15 protein-coding genes, 1 tRNA gene and 1 pseudogene are annotated in these 19,034 nt (G+C 66.0%); 5 read left to right on the top strand and 12 right to left on the bottom strand.

What is annotated here, in order from left to right; all coding sequences use genetic code 11:
- Positions 1-542 precede the first annotated feature (542 nt).
- From ACIA49_RS01300 to ACIA49_RS01290, 3 genes are all read left to right on the top strand, one after another.
- Positions 543-1,898: a NucA/NucB deoxyribonuclease domain-containing protein gene (locus ACIA49_RS01300; RefSeq protein WP_396375074.1), complete on the top strand. Its 1,356-nt coding sequence runs from the start codon at positions 543-545 to the stop codon at positions 1,896-1,898.
- 9 nt (positions 1,899-1,907) lie between these two features.
- Positions 1,908-2,435 (top strand): hypothetical protein, encoded by a 528-nt coding sequence (locus tag ACIA49_RS01295; protein ID WP_396375073.1) that lies wholly within the window; start codon positions 1,908-1,910, stop codon positions 2,433-2,435.
- A 181-nt stretch (positions 2,436-2,616) separates the two neighbouring features.
- On the top strand, positions 2,617-3,249 hold the full coding sequence (locus ACIA49_RS01290; RefSeq protein ID WP_396375072.1) for a hypothetical protein: 633 nt from the start codon (positions 2,617-2,619) through the stop codon (positions 3,247-3,249).
- Between the two features lie 94 nt (positions 3,250-3,343).
- On the opposite strand, the gene ACIA49_RS01285 is transcribed toward ACIA49_RS01290, so the two are convergent.
- From ACIA49_RS01285 to ACIA49_RS01245, 9 genes and pseudogenes are all read right to left on the bottom strand, one after another.
- A complete protein-coding gene (locus ACIA49_RS01285) occupies positions 3,344-4,216 on the bottom strand; it encodes a helix-turn-helix domain-containing protein (RefSeq protein WP_396375071.1) in 873 nt (290 codons plus the stop codon).
- 190 nt (positions 4,217-4,406) lie between these two features.
- Positions 4,407-4,520: pseudogene (locus ACIA49_RS01280) on the bottom strand (hypothetical protein); the annotation flags it as partial.
- The gene (locus ACIA49_RS01275; RefSeq protein ID WP_396375070.1) at positions 4,498-4,884 is read right to left on the bottom strand and encodes a hypothetical protein; all 387 of its coding nucleotides are present in this window, start codon (positions 4,882-4,884) and stop codon (positions 4,498-4,500) included. The gene ACIA49_RS01275 and the pseudogene ACIA49_RS01280, both read right to left, overlap by 23 nt.
- Positions 4,885-5,104: 220 nt before the next feature.
- Positions 5,105-5,177 (bottom strand) — tRNA-Lys (locus tag ACIA49_RS01270).
- Positions 5,178-5,247: 70 nt separating this feature from the next.
- The gene (locus ACIA49_RS01265; protein ID WP_396375069.1) at positions 5,248-6,792 is read right to left on the bottom strand and encodes a phytoene desaturase family protein; all 1,545 of its coding nucleotides are present in this window, start codon (positions 6,790-6,792) and stop codon (positions 5,248-5,250) included.
- A 3-nt stretch (positions 6,793-6,795) separates the two neighbouring features.
- Positions 6,796-7,455 carry a thiaminase II gene (gene tenA, locus ACIA49_RS01260; RefSeq protein ID WP_396375068.1) on the bottom strand — a complete coding sequence of 220 codons (660 nt, stop codon included), beginning with the start codon at positions 7,453-7,455 and terminating at the stop codon, positions 6,796-6,798.
- A 10-nt stretch (positions 7,456-7,465) separates the two neighbouring features.
- Positions 7,466-7,786: a DUF1048 domain-containing protein gene (locus ACIA49_RS01255; RefSeq protein WP_396375067.1), complete on the bottom strand. Its 321-nt coding sequence runs from the start codon at positions 7,784-7,786 to the stop codon at positions 7,466-7,468.
- Between the two features lies 1 nt (position 7,787).
- Complete coding sequence (locus tag ACIA49_RS01250) at positions 7,788-8,144, bottom strand: DUF1048 domain-containing protein (protein ID WP_396375066.1); 357 nt, start codon at positions 8,142-8,144, stop codon at positions 7,788-7,790.
- On the bottom strand, positions 8,141-8,467 hold the full coding sequence (locus ACIA49_RS01245; RefSeq protein WP_396375065.1) for a PadR family transcriptional regulator: 327 nt from the start codon (positions 8,465-8,467) through the stop codon (positions 8,141-8,143). Before ACIA49_RS01245 ends, ACIA49_RS01250 begins: the two co-directional genes overlap by 4 nt.
- Before the next feature lie 91 nt (positions 8,468-8,558).
- On the opposite strand from ACIA49_RS01245, the gene ACIA49_RS01240 reads away from it, so the two are divergent.
- The gene (locus ACIA49_RS01240; RefSeq protein WP_396375064.1) at positions 8,559-10,274 is read left to right on the top strand and encodes an aminotransferase class V-fold PLP-dependent enzyme; all 1,716 of its coding nucleotides are present in this window, start codon (positions 8,559-8,561) and stop codon (positions 10,272-10,274) included.
- A gap of 3 nt (positions 10,275-10,277) precedes the next feature.
- Here ACIA49_RS01240 and ACIA49_RS01235 read toward each other — a convergent pair whose 3' ends face one another.
- Both ACIA49_RS01235 and ACIA49_RS01230 read right to left on the bottom strand, forming a co-directional pair.
- On the bottom strand, positions 10,278-11,033 hold the full coding sequence (locus ACIA49_RS01235; RefSeq protein WP_396375062.1) for a hypothetical protein: 756 nt from the start codon (positions 11,031-11,033) through the stop codon (positions 10,278-10,280).
- A gap of 8 nt (positions 11,034-11,041) precedes the next feature.
- Positions 11,042-11,530 (bottom strand): SigE family RNA polymerase sigma factor, encoded by a 489-nt coding sequence (locus tag ACIA49_RS01230; protein WP_396375061.1) that lies wholly within the window; start codon positions 11,528-11,530, stop codon positions 11,042-11,044.
- Positions 11,531-11,837: 307 nt separating this feature from the next.
- Between ACIA49_RS01230 and ACIA49_RS01225 the strand changes: the two genes are divergently transcribed.
- A complete protein-coding gene (locus ACIA49_RS01225) occupies positions 11,838-12,944 on the top strand; it encodes a DUF4185 domain-containing protein (RefSeq protein ID WP_396375060.1) in 1,107 nt (368 codons plus the stop codon).
- Positions 12,945-12,997: 53 nt separating this feature from the next.
- Here ACIA49_RS01225 and ACIA49_RS01220 read toward each other — a convergent pair whose 3' ends face one another.
- Complete coding sequence (locus tag ACIA49_RS01220) at positions 12,998-18,811, bottom strand: RHS repeat-associated core domain-containing protein (RefSeq protein WP_396375059.1); 5,814 nt, start codon at positions 18,809-18,811, stop codon at positions 12,998-13,000.
- Between the last annotated feature and the right edge of the window lie 223 nt (positions 18,812-19,034).

Below are 19,034 nucleotides of genomic sequence, written 5' to 3'. Positions count from 1 at the left end.
ACAGCCCGGTCGGCTGGATCACAACGAGTATCTCCTCTGAAGGACCCTGCGATCCGCGGAGCGTGGCGCTGGCCGCGGGCCCGGTAAGCCCGCAGGGCCGGCGATGGCCCGGAGGGTGGGCGAGGGCGCGCAGCTGGCGCGACGGATGAGCCAACGCGTAGAACGCGGGGAGAATCATTCCCTCCCTACCTCATGTGGACCCGACGAGGGGACTCGAACCCTCCAACCGGATCGCCGGCTACTCCATCGACTCGCGCATGAAAGCCTAGTTAGCCGTGGCGGCCCTGCGCGCCGCAGTCGTGCTGCACACGCCTGCAGCTGGGCTGATTCTTCACAGCGACCGCGGCAGCCGCACTGTGCACGCAGATTGCACCAATGTGCAGTGCGAACTTGTAGACCTGCACATCAAGTGCAGCGCAGAGTGGCATGGCTGCTTGTCAGTGACCGCCGCTGCACAGTCGGATCCCCGCGAGGAAACCCTGGCGGTAGCGGTGCGATATGGCAGCGACAGATGACCGTCCCTCATCAGGAGAGTTGCTACGGTGAGATACCGCCCTCTAGCTATCGTCGGCCTACTCGTCGCCAGTGCGATCATCATCCCTGCGGCTCAGTCGGCCGCCAAGTCACCTACCCCGAACACTCCGGACAGGCCGCCGCTCCCGCCGGCGGGCGTCGCGATTCCGGTGGCCAAGCCCCGGCCGCTCGCGCCAATGAAGGCACTGCCCCGCAGTGCGACAGTCAAGGACTATCAAAGGGCCGTCGCTAAGTACGCCGAACAAAGTGGTCAGAGCTACGCGGTGGATAGCTCAAGCTTTGCGACGAACAAACGCTACGCGCGGGCAGCCGCCGGCGAGCCCGACGTGCCAGGCAGCTTCAGTTACCTGACGGTCCCAGAATGCCGTGACCGAGGCGACACCATGATCCCGGTCGAGCAAGGCGGTACCGGCCGCATCTACAACCACTGGCAGTGGTGTGGGTGGCAGTCGCGATACACGAAACATGAGATCAAGACGACCTACTTTGGGCCGTTTACAGAGGTTGGCGCCCTCTTGAACCGACAGACCGTGATGGGCTGGGGCTCTCAAAGCACGACCGAGGTCACCGTCCGTGTCTATGTCGACCAGATCAACTCGCCGGCGGGTAGCGACATCACTGCGGCGAACTCAACACTGACAGCAATCCCGTCGTGCACCGACGTCTTCGGCAATGGATCCTGCAGCTTCTCGCAACCTCAGTACAGCATGCCTTTCATCGATCTTCAGGCCGGAAACATCATCGAGTTCAAGGCGATGGTAACCCTTCCGCCAGAGACACCTGAGAACCCGGATCGCGTGACCGGCATGAACTTGAACGTGAGGTTTGCGGTGACGAGCTCAGCCACGCCGGGCTGGGCACCAACAAGTGGCTCATACACCGCGAGCATCCGCTGCGACCAATCCAAGTCCGGCGAGTTCCAGAACAAGCCAGGCTGCATCTTCAACGGCGTCATTCCGTACTACAGCCTCAAGATCGGCGACCCAGCGGTGGGGCAGGTTGCAGAGCACATCCACCAGGCCTTGACGGATCCGGACTCAACATCGCCCCAGACCAGTGGCCCGAAGATGATCCCGTGGGAGATCCACAGGGAGACCGATTCAGCCAGGCAAAGGGCAAACCGCGACAAGGCCACTGATGCATGCAACCGTGTTTACGGAGAGGAACGACCCGAAGGCAAGCAGTGCGACGAGTACCCCTTCGCAGCATCAGAGGAAGGTGCTGCAGCAAGAGATGGCGACGCACACTACTCGGTCGCGCTCATCGACAAGAGCCACAACGAAACAGAAGGTGGCCAGCGGTCCGCATGGCTGAAAGCGGATCGGATCATCGATGGCGACCTCTTCAGAGTCGTCGCGAACTAGGATCCACCCATGAGCATCAACGACTTGTGGCAGGAAATCGAGCCCTTGCTGACTCCGGCAATCGCCGCAGCTCTACGCCCGCCAGCGAGCATCGACAGCCTGCACGCTTGGGTCGATGTCGCCGGCGCATTGCCGGAACCTCTTGTTGCGCTCTACTCCCAGCACGAAGGCACCTACCACGCTGGTGGCAGCAAGGGTTTCTGCTTCATCGGATCGTGGTACCCGCTACCAGTTGACGACGCGATCCAGCAGTATCAGCGAGCCAAGGGGCTGACCGACCTCTATGGTCAGACGGCTCTGATCCCGTTTGCGGTCGGAGTTGACGGCTCGCTGCTTGCTGTTGCATCCGAGGCGACGCAGGCGGTGGACATCATCTATACCGATGGCCCAGGCGGTGAATGCTTCCCAAGTCTTGAGACGCTCATGCGTAGAACTGTGACCGGCTTACAAGGTCAAGATTCAGAGTACCGCCCCGAGCTATCCAACAATCATCTGATCTGGTTCAACCGAAAATATGAGGCAGGCGACAGTGCTTAGTCGTATCGCTTTATTGCGTCCCCGAAACTTGTTCTTGCCGCTCGTAGCAGTGGCGACGGGCGGTATGCTCGTGGCAAGTCAAGCGCCAAGCAGCTCAGCATCGGACCAGCGTATCGCTGCGGCATGCACGCTCAACGTGCCGGCTACGGTCAGCATCAATAGCCCGTCCTGGAACCCTCCCATGTCTCTGGGCCCGGACTGCGCTGCGGCTGGCGTTGTCGAAGCCAAGTGGGAAGCCAAGGACGCGGCCGGCAACGTGATGAACAAGGCGTTCTTCAACCGCAACGAACCTACAAGATGGCCGCTCTTCGGCGGCGTTACTCTTGGCGTCTGGAGTTGGCAGCCCACCGGTGCCCGAGGCGCTGTGGATCCGGCTCTTGCCAAGACCGGGCAGACGCCATCGGCGGCGTCCGGCGACGGTGCAGCGCAGATCGCCGCCGAGGTTCCACAGAACACGCCGACAACGACCGTGAGGGTGATGTCAGCGGCCACCTTCCTCTCGGTCTCCCAAACACAACCGTGCGTCTTGCCACTGAAGGCCTACGGGACGCGATACAACCCGGCTTCTGATCCGACTAAGAGTGACGGCATGGCCAAGTACGAGGGCGGCCGCGGCTCGTTCCAAAAGCTTGAGCGCGGTTCGACGACCTGGGTCAGTATCAGCGGAGCGACTCTCCCGGCCTCTGGACAGCTGCAGATCAACATCCCGTGGCCGAAGATCACGACGCACTATCGATTCGTCCTCTACGACACAACGACTGCATGGGGAAGTATCAGCCAGATGCTGACGTACGACCCAACCGCCGGCTGCTGACATGAAATTGTCGGTGGGCGCATCCCGCGCCCACTGACAACGCTCCGGCAGGCGTCTGACCGAACGGGCAGATGGTCCTTACCAGCAACCACCTTCATGGGCCGGACAGAGACATAATCTCGAGCCAGGGCTCGTAGAGCGCAGGATCCATCGACGTAGGTAGCAGCCTGCACGTCACAAGCCAGCCTTGGAAGATCCACAGGAGTGCCACGCGAGCCATGTCGAGGTCGCCGAAGGCGTCGTCGAGGGCTTGGGCGGCGGCTGGGTTGGCTACTTTTCGGCCCATGTAGACGTCTTGGGTGATGGAGACTTTGGCTTGGCCTAGTTGGTCGGCTACTTGGCGGGCGGTGTGGCCGGCGTCGTCGAGCGCGGTGGCGGTGGTTTTGCGGAGGGCGTGGGAGCGGATCCAGGTGAGTTGGTCGGATTCGGCGGGTCGGGTGGCGGCTTCTAGTTCGGTGGTGAGGTTGTCGAGGGTGGCGCCGCAGGCGGTCGTGAAGGCGGCGACTAGTTCCGTGGTGGGTTTGATGCGGCCGGTTTCGATGAGTTCGACTCGGTGTTGGGGCCAGGAGAGTTTGGCGGCGGCCTCCTTGCGGGTGAGTTTGGTGGCGCGGCGGAGGGCTCGGAGGGCGAGGCCTAGGTCGCGGCGGGCGGTGCTGCCTACGGGGGAGAGGGCGGTGCGGAGGTGGCGGCGGGTGTTGGAGGGGTCACGGAAGGTGCCGTTGGTGTCGGGGAAGATGGGGTCGTCGAGGCGGATGCCGGCGGCTTGGCGTTTGCGGAGGACCGCGATGAGCCAGGTGGGGAGGTTGAGTTTGCGTTGGCCGGCTCTGGATTTGGTGGTCTTGCGGATGAGGCCTTGGCCGCGGACTCGGGCGATGGTGTGGGTGATTTCTACGGCGCCGGCTTCTAGGTCTACTTGGGACCAGAGGACGGCTAGGGATTCGCCGATGCGGACGCCGGTGCCGAGCATGAAGGCGACGAGGTCGGGGAGGTCGGCGTCGACGGCTTTCGGGTCGTTGGCGAGGCTGGTGCGGAGGAGGGTGACTTCTTCGGCGGTGAGGGCTCGGGGTGGGTCTTTGGGTGGGGCTTTCGATGGCTTCGATCTCGCGCATGGGGTTGACGGAGATGGCGTTGGAGCGGACGGCGAGGCTCATGGCGCCGGAGATGATGGCGCGGGAGGTCTTGGCGGTGGAGGCGCCGGCCTTTTCGGTGATCTTGGAGATCACTTTGTCTAGGCGTTGGGTGGTGGCCTCACCGATGCGGAGTTCGGCGATGGCGGGGCGGATGTGGTTGCGGAGGACACGTTCGTAGGTGTCGTAGGAGGTGGGGGGAGCGCTTGCCGAGCTCGACGAGGTTCTTGAACCGCTTCTGCCACAGATCGAGCAGGTCGCCGATCTTGTGCATCGCGGTCAGGTCGTTCGAGTGGCCGGTTCTGGTGCGGTCCTGGAGCTTCTTCAGGAGCGAACGCTCGGCGGCGGTCTTGGTGGGACCGTAGGCGCTGACGGGTCGGACGTGGCCGTCCATGTCACGGAACTTCGCCTGCACTTTGTGCTGGACGGCCTTGCCCTTGGCATCGGTTTTGGTCGGCCAGGTCGAGATGGTTCCCCAGGAGCCGAGGGGGATGGTCGGTCGTGCCATGTCATGCCTCCAACCGGGGTGATGGTTGGAAGCTCAACGGCCGCACCGATCGAGAATCTGGAAGGCCGACAACGCCGAGCACTGATGTGACATGACGCACAGTCACGATCAGATCAAGGCGGTCTGGGGGCCGCCGGATCAAATGAGTGCGTTTTGAGTGCGTGCGGGCAACACGAAGGCCCGGTGCACATTGCGATGTGTGCCCGGGCCTCGGTGTTTGTGCGCCGCCAGGGACTCGAACCCCGAACCCGCTGATTAAGAGTCAGCTGCTCTGCCAATTGAGCTAGCGGCGCATGTTTTGTTGTGGTCTTGCCTTCGAACGAAGAGGAGCTTAGCAGGGGTTTTGGGGAGATGTGAAATCGGTTAGGGGGCGAGGATTGTCATGGCGGCGTTGTGGCCGCCGAGGCCGGAGACGGCGCCGCCGCGGCGGGCGCCGGAGCCGCAGATGAGGAGGTTGGCGGTGTCGGTCTCGGTGCCCCAGCGGCCGACGGTGGTGGGGTCGGGGGACCAGGGCCATTGAAGGTCGCCGTGGAAGATGTGGCCGCCGGGCATGCCGACGGATTCTTCGATGTCGAGCGGGGTTTTGGCTTCGATGCAGAGGTCGCCGTTGGCGTCGCGGGCGATGCAGTCCTCCAACGGTTCGGCCAGGTAGGACTCGAGGCCGGCCAGGGTACGGCGGGTGGCCTCGGCGCGGGCCGAATCGTTGTCGGAGGCAAATAAACGGGCGGGGAAGTGGACGCCGAAGACGGTCAGGGTGTGGTGGCCGGAGGCAATCAGCTCGGGGGAGAGGATCGACGGGTCGGTGAGGGAGTGGCAGTAGACCTCGGAGGGCGGTACGGCGGGGAGGGTGCCGGCGGCCGCGGAGCGGTAGGCGGTCTCGAGCTGGGTGTAGTCCTCGTCGATGTGGAAGGTGCCGGCGAAGGCGCGGGTGGGGTCGTCGCCGGAGCGCAGGGCGGGGAGGCGGGAGAGGAGGAGGTTGATCTTCAGCTGTGAGCCTTCGGGCTTCGCTGAGACCTCACGACCACGCAGCGTGTCCAGGGTGGTCGGGGCTACGTTGGCGAGCACGTAGGAGCAGTCCACGGAGCGCTCGCCGTCGCCGCCGAGCCAGGTGACGGACCCACGCACGCCGTCGACCTCGATGGAGGTCACGGAGGCGTCAGTGATGAGTGAGGCGCCGGCTCGGCGGGCTGCGTAGGCCAGGGCGTCCGTGACGGCGCCCATGCCGCCGACGGGTACTCGCCACTCGCCGGTGCCGTTGCCGATCAGGTGGTAGAGGAAGCAGCGGTTCTGGATCAGTGAGGGGTCGTGCAGTCCGGCGAAGGTGCCGATGACTGAGTCGGTGGCGACGACGCCGCGGACGGTGTCGTCGGCGAAGCGGCGTTCGACGGACTCACCGAAGGGGCGCTCGACCAACTCGTCCCACAGGGCAGGGTCGACCCGGGAACGCAGGGTGGCGGCGGACTGCAGTGGTTCGAGCAGAGTGGGGGCGATGACCTCGGCCAACGAGCCCACTGCGCTGTAGAAGGCGGTCCACGCGTCGTACTCGGCGTCACTCCCAGTGAGTCGGGCAAACGACTCCCGTGTCGCTACACCCTCCGGGCGCTCGACCATCAGGCCCAGGTCGCGGCCAGAACGTCGTACCGGGGTGTAGGACGCCACTGAGCGTGAGCGGAGCTGTAGCGCCAGGCCTAGGTCCGCAATGATCTTGTCGGGTAGCAGGCTGACCAGGTAGGAGTAGCGCGACAGGCGTGCGTCCACACCGGGGAACACCTGCTGGCTGACCGCTGCGCCACCGGTGTGGGGCTGCTGCTCGAGCACGAGCGTGGACATGCCGGCCTGGGCGAGGTAGGTGGCGGCGACGAGGCCGTTGTGCCCGCCACCGACGATCACGACGTCGTAGAAGTCCATTGTTCAGACCGGCCAATCGAGCTTGGTGTATGCGGCGTCCCAGAACATCCACTCGTAGCGACAGGTGGTCGCGAAGTGCTGGTGACAACGTTCCCGCTCCGCCGCTCCCACGTCCAGTACGTCGGTCACCGCCAGCACGGATTCGACCACCGCATCGAACTCCTCCGAGCCGTACGTCTCGATCCACTGCCGGTAGACGGGGTCGGGCGAGGACCGCTTCAGCAGCTCACGCCCGACGTCCCGATAGATCCAGTAACACGGCAGTACGGCGGCCACGGCCTCGGCGTACGTCCCAGTGGCGCAGACCGCGGTCAGATAGGACATGTACGCCGTTGTGGTCGGCTTGGACCCGGCTGCCTCGACATGAGCCGTGGTCAGGCCCAGAGAGGTCAGCAGGGTGCTGTGGAGTTCCCGCTCGACCGCGATGGCGTTGGCGGCGTGCAGCGCGAACATGCTGACCGCATCCTCGTCGGTCGCGCGGGCCGCGACCAGACTGAGCGCCCGTGAGTACGCACGCAGGTAGTGACTGTCCTGGATGATGAAGTAGCGGAACGCATCGTGGTCCAGTGTCCCGTCGGTGAGTCCGGTGATGAAGGGATGCTGCACGATCTCGTCGTACACGCCAGCGCCGCCACGAGCCCACAACTCACCGGAGAACGTCATGCCGACGACCCTATAGGCCGGGCTTCTCCTTGGTGATGGACTCCTGGTAGGCATCCGAGTACGTCGGGGTGTCCTGCAGGAGGCCGTCGACGAAGGCGGCCACATCGGGACCGGTGACCTCGAGCACTCCCTTGCCGGCCGCGACGCCTTCCTCGAAGAAGTCGACGAGTCCATTGAGCAGGTCGCCGTCGATCAGGTCGACCGGGCCGACCTTGAAGACGTAGCGCTGGATCTCCTGGTAGACGATCTGATAGTCCGCCGGGAGCGCCTTCACTCGCGCTGTGTGCGCCCGCCACTTCTTCTTGCCCTGGATGATGTCCTGGATGCCCATCTCAGCCTCCCAGCCGGTTCAGTTTCTTGGCGACGTTGGCGTTCAGCTGCGCGCGCCACTTGTCGCGGTAGTTCCGGGCGCCCTCGCCGCCGGCCAGCGCCGCGCTGAAGCCGACGATGTCGTCACCCACGACCTGATAGATGGTCAGTCCGTCGGCCGCCGACTCCTCGAGCAGCCCGAGCGCGCTGTCCAGCAGCGGCATCAGGTTGCGGCCGGTGAAGTCGCCGTACGGCGTCAGGTGTGCCTTGATCTCGTCCCACGCGGCGCGGAAGTCGTTCGGCAGGGCCTCGGCCCGGGCGTCGAGCGCCTTCCACTCGCGGGTGAGATCGCTGCCGGTGATGGTCTCCCAGAAGTTCATTTCCCGCCCTCCTTCAGCTTGTCGATCCGTGTCGTCATGTAGTCCCACTTCGCCCAGAACGTCGCGAGCTCCGCACGTCCGGCGTCGTTGAGGGTGTAGAACTTGCGCGGCGGGCCCTGCTCCGAGGGCCGCTTCGTCACCTGGACGAGCGCGTTCTTCTCCAGCCGCAGCAGGATCGTGTAGACGGTCCCCTCGACGACGTCGGAGAAGCCGAGCTCGTTCAGTCGCCGGGTCACGGCGTACCCGTAGGTCTCCTCGGCGCCGATGATCTCCAGCACACAGCCCTCGAGCGTGCCCTTCAGCATCTCGGTCAGACCGTCCATCCGAACTCCTCTCCGGTACTCGGTGTTACTCAGTACCAGTACAACGTATCACTAGGTACCGAGGTTGCCAAGGGCCCCTTACCCTGGCCCCATGACGATCCAGGGGGAACGTGTGCAGGCACCGCCGGAGTCGCCGTTGCTGCGCCGCATCCGCGCTTCGGTGATCGGTGACGACCAGGTGATGCCGGGGCCGTATGGGCCGCGCCGGGTGACGTACGCGGACTACACCGCGTCCGGGCGCGCGCTCGGCTTCCTCGAGGACTTCATCCGCGAGGAGGTCCTGCCGCGGTACGCGAACACGCACACCGAGTCGAGCGGGACCGGCCTGCAGACGACCCGGCTGCGCGAGGACGCGCGCCGGATCATCCACGAGAGCGTCGGTGGGGATGACGAGACCGCGCTGATCTTCTGCGGATCCGGCGCGACCGGCGCGATCGACAAACTGGTCGGCGTCCTCGGCCTGCGGATCCCCGCCCAGCTGGACGACGAGCACCAGTTGACCGACAAGATTCCGGCCGAGCAGCGGCCGGTCGTCTTCATCGGTCCGTATGAACACCATTCGAACGAGCTGCCCTGGCGCGAGTCGATCGCCGACGTGGTGATGATCAGCCAGGACGCCGACGGGCACATCGACATCCCACAGCTCGAAGCGCGCCTGATCGAGTACGCCGATCGCCCGCTGAAGATCGGCTCGTTCTCGGCCGCCAGCAACGTCACGGGCATCGTCAGCAACACGCACCGGGTCTCCGCGCTGCTGCACAAGCACGGTGCCTTGTCGTTCTGGGACTTCGCCGCGGCCGCGCCGTACGTCGAGATCGACATGTACGGCGGTCGCGACGCGGACCCGTTGTCGTACAAGGACGCGATCTTCCTCAGCCCGCACAAGTTGATCGGCGGGCCGGGGACTCCCGGCGTACTGGTCGCTCGTCGGGAGCTGCTGCGGAACCGCGTGCCCGACGTACCGGGTGGTGGGACGGTCGCGTTCGTGAACCCGACCGGGCACCGGTATCTGGAGGACCCGGTGCATCGTGAGGAGGGTGGGACGCCGGACATCATCGGCTCGATCCGGGCCGGCCTGGCGTTCCAGCTCAAGCAGGCGGTCGGGATCGACGCGATCCGGGCGCACGAGGACGCCTACCTGCGGCGCGCGGTCGACGCCTGGCGCACCGAGCCGAATATCGAGATCCTCGGCAACCTGGACGCCGAGCGGTTGTCGATCGTGTCGTTCGTGATCAAGGCGCCGTCCGGGCGCTACCTGCACCACAACTACGTGGTCGCGCTGCTGAACGACCTGTTCGGGATCCAGTCCCGTGGGGGTTGTTCGTGTGCGGGGCCCTACGGGCACTCGCTGCTGAACATCGACCTGGCGCGCTCGGCCGAGTTCGCCGAGGAGATCCTGCACGGCTGCGAGGGGATCAAGCCCGGCTGGGTCCGGGTCAACTTCAACTACTTCATCTCCGAGGCCGTCTTCGAGTACGTCGTCGAGGCCGTCAAGCTGGTCGCCGAGGGTGGCTGGCGACTGCTCGGTGACTACCGGTTCGCCCCGGCGACCGGCCTGTGGCGACACCACCGCGGACCGGTGGAGCCGCCGATGCGCCTGTCCGCGGTCGGGTACGACGCCGACGGCAAACTCCGCTACCCACGGCACGACCACACGGCCCCGGAGTCAGCGCTCCAGGACTACCTGGCCGAGGCTCGCGAACTGCTCTCGAGCAGTCAGGAGCGGAACGCAGAGGCCGAAGGCACCGTGAACACCGACTTCGACCATCTGCGCTGGTTCGACCTGCCGTCCCGCTGCCTGAGCTGAGCCCTACTTCTCGGTCACCTTGACGGGAAACTTCCATTTCGGGCTGTCCGCCAGCTGGGTCAGCTGCTGCACGGACAGGATCGGGCGGGTGCGCGTCGGCTTGGTGTCCTTCTCCGACGGTGCGTTGTAGCTGGTCAGCGAGACGAACCGGCCGTCCTTCCGCCTGACCTCGACGAAGTTCGAGATGACCCCGCCGCCCTCGCCGCCCATCGACTGGGTCCGGATCGTCGACCCGTCCGGCCGCTTGGTGCACCCCTGAACGTCCTTGCAGCTCGCCGGCCCCTTGAACCGCTGCAGCAACACGGTCACCTGGGACTTCCCCTTGCCTTCGTCGGCGACGTACGCGGCTCCGAAGAACCCGTCGTCCGCACCGCCCCACGACTCAGGCGCGCTGAGCGTCCGCCCGGGCGTCTTCAGCAACGACCGCAACGTGTCCAGCGTCGGCCCCTTGGCTACGGTGGCCGGAGGCGTCACGGCAGGCGGCGGCGTGGGGTTGAACGAGGGCGTTGCGGCGATGGGTGGCCCAGCCACCAGCGCTCCACCGTCCGCACGCCGGTCGAAGTGCTGAACCGCGCCGACCACGACACCCATGGTGGCCAGTACGGCGACGCCGGCCGCGACCCCGGTGAGGGCGCCGCGGCGCTGCCGTAGTCGCGTTCCCTGCGCGACACTGCGCTCGACCAGGTCCACCGACTCCGGCTCGAGGTCCTCGGTCGCCCGGCGCATCAGCTCCGGCAACTTGCTGTCCAGATTGCTCACAATTCTCCTTAAAGGGCGATCAGGTGGATGGCGTCATCACCCAGCACCGCACGCAGCCGCTCCAGCGCCCGTGCCGTCCGCGTAGTGATCGCACTCGGCTTCTTCCCAAGATCCAGCGCCACCTGCTCAACGCTGCGATCTTCGAAGTACCGCAGCACCAGCACCGCCCGATCCAACGGGACCAGCTCCGCCAACGCCCCCTGCAACGCCAGCCGCAACTCCACGTCTCCCACCGCCTGAGCCCGGTCCGGAACCTCCCCGGTCGGCCGCTCGGTCCAGCTCCGCCGCCGGCGCTGCGACACGAACGTCCGCACCAGAGCCGTCCGCGCATAAGCCTCCGGCGCGTCGATCCGGCTCCACGTCTTCAGCATGTTCGCGAGCGTGTCCTGCACCAGATCCTCGGCATGGTGCGGATCGCCGCACAACAACCAGGCGGTCCGGTACAACGGCCCCACTCGAGCCCGAGCGAACTCCTCGAACTCAGCAATCCCCTTCATCCACCCTCCAGCCGTCGCCTACACCCCCATAGACGCACCCACCGCCGGATCGGGTCACACCCCTGGCAGGATGAACCCGTGAATGGAAGCTCCTGGTTCGCGTACGCCGTCGTCGTGGCCGTCACTTTCGTGGTCGGCCTGATCGCCTTCGTCACCTGGATCATGACGCTGGTCTTCTGAGCCGTTCCTGGACTGCCCGGGATCGCATTTCACCCTCGTCGAAAGGGTGTAGGCGCCCGCGCCGAACCCGTCTACATTCGTGATCGCACCGTAACACTTCGTGACCGCCCCGTAGACGGAGGTTCGCATGCCCATCAAGCGACGGACGTTCCTCGCCGCCACCGCGACCGGCCTCGCCGCATCCGCGACCGGCGGCGTACTCGCACCACAGATCGCCCAGGCCGCCACTTGGAAGAAACGACTGACCGGTGCCGACCTGGACACCAACAGCCGCTGGCAGGTGGCCGGCACCGACCTCGGCATTCCGTACGTGCTCGAGAACGGCTCGATCGGGTACCTGTTCGGCGACACCTTCAACTCGCCCTGGCCCGAGCAACAGAACAACGACTGGCGCTCGCCGGTGATGCTCCGCTCGGCGGTCCACCCGAACGCCGCCGGCGGGATCGTCTTCGACAGCGCCGCCCGGGTGGCCGGCAACGGGCGGGCGCCCGAGATCATGCACAACGGTCACAACGGGATCGGCATCGACAACCTGTGGGAGGTGACCGTCATCCCGAACGACGGCATCAGCTTCCCGGAGACCGGTCGGCAGCTGGTGTCGTACATGAGCATCGAGCACTGGAACGCTGGTCCGCGGTACTCGCTCTGGAAGTCCCGGTACGCCGGGATCGCGTTCACCGACAACGGCAACGACTTCGTGCGCACCAACCTGAAGTGGTTCAACGACGCCGACAACGCGGACCCGTTCCAGATGTGGACGATGCAGCGGATGGGCGACTACGTCTACATCCACTCGGTCCGGTCCGGCCGTCAGGACGGGCCGATGATGTTGCGCCGGGTGCGCTGGGACAAGCTCTTCTCCCCGGAGGCCTACGAAGGCTTCGGCTGGAACGGCACCAACTGGGGTTGGGGCCGGCCCTGCTCGCCGGTGCTCACCGGCCGCTTCGGCGAGCCCTCGGTACGCCGCCTCAGCAACGGCATCTGGGTGATGGTCTACCTCAACGCCGCCACCGGCAACATCGTCAGCCGCTGGGCCTACGGCCCCGACACCGGCTGGAGCAACGAGAAGATCCAGGTCACCTACGCCCAGGAGCCCGGCCTGTACGGCGGGTTCATCCACCCCTGGTCGGGTTCCGCGGCCAATGAACTCCACCTGATGGTCTCCAAGTGGACCCGAGACCCGGCCAACAACAGCACCGCCTACCACATGAGCCAGTACGTCGGGACTGTCTAGGCAGCCGGCCCCCGGCCGGGACGATCCGGTCGGGGGCTCGCTCATGCCCGGCGTCAGGAGAAGGGCGAAGGACCGGGGAGGGCCGGTCCCAAGCCATGGACGGCCGGCCCGGGCAGGACCGGACCCAGGCCGTGCGGGACCCCGTTGGGAACCGGTGCGGGAGCCGGTGCCGGGGCGGGGACCGGTGCCGGGGCGGGCGCCGGTGCGGGGGTGCCATCGACGACGTTGTTGTAGCGCAGGGCCCGGTAGTCCTTGTTCGGATGACCGTCCAGCTCGGGTTGGTTGATGTTGGCCGTCTCGTAGCTCACCTTCGGGCCTCCGAAGCTGTAGTACGAGAACGTCCCGGCGGCCTTGTCGATCCACTTCTCGAACAGGAACGTGTGCTGCAGCTCGTGCGGCACAGTCGGCTTCGAGTCGAGGATGTCCCCGGCCTGGAGGTCGTCACGAGAGATCTCCGACGAGACCTCGGGCAAGGAACCGGTCCAGTGATTCTCGCCCAGGTGCCAGGCCATCGAGACGTAACCGGAGCAGTCGCGGCGGTACCGCGGTCCTTCGCCGGGCCCCCAGCTGTAGCCCTGCTGGTCGTATCCGCCGGGCTGGTTGTCGAACCATTCCTGGGCGCGCTTGATGATTTCGTCCCGGGAGATCGGCCGGTCGGTCTTGTCGCACTGCGAACCGTCCGACTCTTTGCACGACAGGCCGGTGTAGTCGAGCCTGTTCACCGGGTCGTTCGCGGCATAGGCGTAGCGGTTCAGGCCGATGTTGGCCTCTCCGTCGATGACGGGGTCGGGTGAGATGAACCGGCCGAGCGCGGGGTCGTAGTACCGGGCGTTGAGGTAGAGCAGCCCGGTCGAGGAGTCCTGACGCTGCGCTGTGAAGCCGCGGGACTCACGGTCGAGCGAACCGCTGGAGCCGGCGATCTCACCGAACGGCCGGTACGTCTTGCGGTGGACCTCCTGGCCGGCCGCATTCGTCTCGGCCTGGACCGTGCCTTGGTGGTCGGTGTGCAGCCAGTACTTCGTGTCACCGTCGACCCGGGCGACCGGCGTACCGCTGATCGAGACGTATCTCGTGCTGACGTTGTGGGTGACGTCGACCTCGTAGTCGGCACCGAGGTAGCGACGCACGGTGCCGCCTTCGACCTGCTCGACCCGCGCGCCGTCCGCGTCGTACGTGTACGTCGAGGTCACGCCGCCCTTGACGACCGAGGCGAGCTGCCCGTCGCCGTTCCAGGTCAGCGTTCGCCCGTCGCCCGACGTCATGTTGCCGGCCGCGTCGTAGGTGTAGGGCTTGCCGCCGGCCGCGGTGACGGCATGGGGCTTCGTCGCACCGTAGGTGTAGTCGCCGATACCGGAGTTCTTGGTGATGTTGCCGGCGGCATCGAAGTTGAAGGTCCGGTTGTCCGCAACGCTGGTGCCGCTCACGGCGCTCGTCAACTGGCCGGCTCCGTCGTAGGAGTAGGTCCAGCTCTCGCCCGGGTTAGGGCTTTCGGCCTGCATGATCTTGCCGGAGTCGTCCCGGGTCAGCGTGGTGTTTTGGACGGCTGTCGCGCCGGACGTCGTCTTGATCCCCGTGACCCAGCCGCGGCCCTCGTCGTAAAAACGCGATGACACGCTGCCGTTGGCGTTGGCCATCCGGGTGATCTTGCCGGCGGCGTTGTAGGTGATCGAGTCGACGAAGCCGGGGATCGCCTTGAGACGGCCGGTGGCGTCGTACCGCAGCGGATCCGCCGCTGTCCCTTCGACGCCGCCGTCCGGGTACGTCGTCCACAACCGCCGGCCGCCTACGTCGAAGCCGTACCGGAACTCGTACGGCGTTCCCCGTACGACGCGCAGCGCCTTCACGACATTGCCCAGGGCGTCGTAGTCGGTGGCGCTCGTGCCCGCCGCGTCGGTGGCCGACGTCATCCGGCCGATGTTCTGGTAGCCGGCCCGAGCTTGGTCGTAGCCCCAGGTCACGGTCGCTGCTGCTGCGGTGCCCGCGTTGGACGTCTTCTTGGTCTTGCGCCCCAACTGGTCGTACTCGAAAACGGTGCGCTGATTCTTCGCGTCGGTCTGCGCCATCAGCTGGCTGGCGGCATTCCATTCGTACGTCGAGACGCCCGCATCCGGATCGTCGATCTTGAGCTTACGGCCCAGTGAGTCGGTGGTGTAGGTGATCACGTTGCCGGATGGATCAGTCGACTTCGCGAGATTGTTCCGCAGATCGAACACGTAGCTCGCGGTCAGCGTCTTGCCGTCGACCTGCTGCTCCCGGGCGACTCGGTTGCCGTAGGCATCGGTCCTGTCGGTCGTGACGCGGCCGCTCTCGTCCACGGTGGTGGTGGACCACAGACCGTAGCTCTTGGTCCGGGTCGACCCGTCCGGCGCGGTCACCTCGGTCGCCCGATCCAGTGCGTCGTACGTCGTGGTCGTGGCGAACGTCGTCGGTTGCGCCTGCCCGGCCACCCAGTAGTACGGCGCGGTCGTCGACGCCACCAGGCCGCGCTGGTTGTACGTCGTGTCGACGTAGATGTCGCCGGTCGCGGCGTCCGGCCCCTGGGTGACGGTCCGGTAGGAACGCTGCATGCCGTCGAGGTAGCGGCGACTCCACTGCGCGGAGCCGTCTGCGCCCGGTGTCTCGACCAACTCGTACTGCGTCGCCGGATCCCCGACGTTGACCCAGGTATGGCGCTCGAACCGGCCACCGGGCAGGGTCGACTGAACCTGTCGGCACAGGGCGTCGTGCGTCACCGTTGTCTGCTGCCCGTTGATGTCGATCACCTTCGTCGGCAGCGCACACACCGGATCCCATGCGGCGGTGACCTGCTGGGACAGCGCGTTGGTCTCGGAAACCTGGAACAGATGGTAGGTCGGGTCGTAGGCGAGTGCGGTCCGCTCACCGACCTCGTTGACCTCCGCCACGAGGTTCCCGAACTCGTCGAACTCCTGACGTTTCTCCACGAAGTCGTCCGCGGTGGAAAGCCAGCGCGCGGTCGCCGTCGCGTAGCCGGCCGAGGGCGCCTGGTTCCACGTCGTGGCCCCGTCGTACCGGGTGCGCGTTTCGTTGAGCCGGGTACCGCCCACCATCACCTTTTCGACCGCGGGCTTGTTCACGATGTACGCCGAGGTGTTGGGCACGAAGGTTGTCAGCGTCGTGCGCTCGTCACCACTCACCTCGTTGTCACCGTGCTCGACCAGGCTCACCACTTCGCCGTACTGGTTGTATTCCCGCGTGGTGTAGGTGCGCTTGCAACCCGAGCCAGGGCAGGGGGTGCCGGCACCGGCGTACGTGGTCTCCCATTTGCCGGTCGGCTGTACGACCCGCGGAATCGTCGTACCGTTCGTCGTGTACTCGGTCACCGTCGAGTTCAGCAGCGAGCCGTCGCCCGCGTGGACCTCGACCTTCTCCGGCTGACCGATCGCCGCCAGGTCTTGGCGGAAGGTGGTGTCCGCGTAGGAACATTTGGTCTCACCGGTGGCGCAGGACTTGGTCACGCGTTGGGTCCGGAAGCCGAGGAACTTGCGTTCGGGGTGGTAGTACTGCCCGCCGGAGTAGCTGAACGAAGTCGTGGCCGCGGCCGAGGGGCCGGCGTCGTCGGTCACCTTCGACACGGTCTGGGAAAGCGGCGGATTGTTCGTGTTCGTCCACGTCGACGACGGGGCGTACGTGACGTTCGTGACCGCGCCCCACTCGTTGGTCCGCGAGGTCAGTACGTCGGTCGCGGCACCGCCCATGTACCAGACGTGCTGACCTTTGCTGAGGCCGAAGTTGGTCGAGTACACCTGCATCATCTCGGTGCGCATATCGCCGTCGACGTCCATCGCCATGAAGTCGGCGGTGCATTCTCCGTCGTCGCAGGAGTAGCTCCCCATCGTCGGATCGCTGGCACCAGCAGTGAATCCGGTCCCGGTCGACAGCCAGATGTCCCGCTTGGTCTGCAGGCCGAGGAAGCCCGGCGTGAGCGCGACCATGTCCATCCGCTTGTCGCCGTTGACGTCCATGACCAGTTGTTTCGACGCGGCGTTGTTCGCCAGGGCGGTGTCGCTGTCGCCGAGCACGTAGGAGTACCCGGTGGAGATCCAGGTCCGCCGCTTGTAGATCGTGAACGACGGGGAGAGCTCGACCATGTCGGTCTTGTCGTCGTCGTTCACATCCATCATCAGGACCCGGCTGCCGGTCCCGTCGGCCTTGGGCGTGACCCACGCCAGACCGCCGTCGGTCGCGCCCGAGACGAAGCCGGTGCCGGTGGACAGCCAGATGTGCCGCTGGGCCGGCGTGAGGAAGACCGGCGGCGTCACCTCGACGAAGTCGTCCTTCCCGTCGCCGTTGACGTCGGCCGGATAGAACTGATGGTCCTCGCCGAATCCGATACCGGGCGCGTCCGAGGCCTTGGCGAGCGTCGTACCGTCGGACAGCCACGTGGCGCGGCAGTAGTTCAACGGGAAGATGCCGCATTGATAGAGCTCGAGTACGTCGGTCCGGCCGTCCCCGTTGACGTCCATCGGGTAGTACCGGCTGTTGACGTCGTTGCGCCCGACCGCCGTCACCTCGGAGCCCAGCGTGAAGCCGGTCCCGTTCGACACCCACAGGGTCTGCCGCATCCCCAGCCCCCAGGCATGAACCTCCAGGAGGTCGCTCTTCCCGTCACCGGTGTAATCACCCGGCAGGTACCGCGTGTTCTCGTCGCCGGACATCGATCCCTCCGTCGACACCAACGCGAAGTCGGTGCCGTCGGAGAGCCAGACCTTGCGCTGATAGGACCCGAGAATCGGCCACAGCTGCAGCATGTCCGTCTTGCCGTCGCCGTTGATGTCCATCGAGAAGTACTTCGTGCCGGACCAGTTGCCCGAGAAGATCTTGTCCGGCCCGGAGACGAAGGCCGGCGCTCCAGCCTGGTACGTCGTCCTGACCGCCGGCATCGCCGTCCCGCCGGTTACCGCGCCCGAGCTGTCCAGTACGGCGTCCCTGCCGAACTGCTGCACCTCGGCGAGCAATGACCTCGCGGTCGCCGAGCTCGCGGTGTAGCTCAGCTTGTAGGCGCGGACCCGGTCGTCGCCGACCCGCACGTCGATGGTCTTGATCCGTCCGCGCACAGTGCGCAAGGCGCCGTTGCCCATCGCCTTGACGTCGGTGTCGGTGCGCTGGTCGTAGTAGAACTTGATCGTCGTGTTGTTGTACGTGATCGAGTCGAGGTACTCCCAGCAGCAGCCGGACAGGTTCGTCGCCCAGTTGTAGGTGACCGTATTGCCTTTGGTGTCGACGACCTGGACGACTCCCCAGCGGTACACGGAGTCTGCCGCGGCCGACAGGACAGGCGCGTAGACCCACCTCGTGCCGTCCTTCGCGGTCACCGTCCAGCGGCTCGCTGCTCCCGTACCGGTGAGCGCGATCTTCGTGAATGCCTCGTTCTTGGCCGAGTGCGTACCTCCCGACGTACAGCTGGGACTCACGCTGCCCTGCGCGCACGGCACCAATTCCATCTGGTCGAGGAAGTAGGCATCAGAGGCGTCGTACCGGGGAGCGCCGCCGCCGGGGCTGCCGCGCTCGATCTGGCTCGCACCGCTCAGCGTCCAGCCGACACCCGCGAGCCCGTTGGCCGCCGCGGAGTCGTACGCGAGCGCGATCTTCGGCGTGATCCCATGGAACTCGGGAACCCGGATCGCGATCGAATCCGTGAACGCCCCCGAGCTGTCGACCCGCCAGGACGGATCCATCGCCTTCGACTCGGGGAAGTCCGCGACCTCGGCGAGCGGGGTGCGCTCGTCCTGGCCGGAGGCCTTCCCGTCCGCGGCGTTCACCACCCCTGGCGCGATCGCAGTTCCGACAGCGAGCGCGATCACCACAGTGACCACGCGCAATGCACCGGCAAGACGCTTGAGGTTCATGACAACTCCTAGCAAGCCGTCGCGAACCGCACGCCCGGCTGAGCCGGCCGCGTGCGTTCACGACGGACAAGGGGCGGAAGTAGGTGCCGTCGCAGGACGAGCTCCCACTGTAGTGACTTTCTGCCACAACCCGGTAGCAGTTAGGTAGAACCTTTTCCGGAACACTGGGGGAACGCCCCGCCTCGCCGTCCAGGCGCGCCCCAGCCCGCACAGGCCGATGCGA

The sequence above is a fragment of the Kribbella sp. NPDC051587 genome (genome assembly GCF_044453945.1).
GTDB lineage: Bacteria > Actinomycetota > Actinomycetes > Propionibacteriales > Kribbellaceae > Kribbella.
Note: the sequence above shows the minus strand (reverse complement) of the source record. Positions and strands in the feature narration are given on the sequence as shown.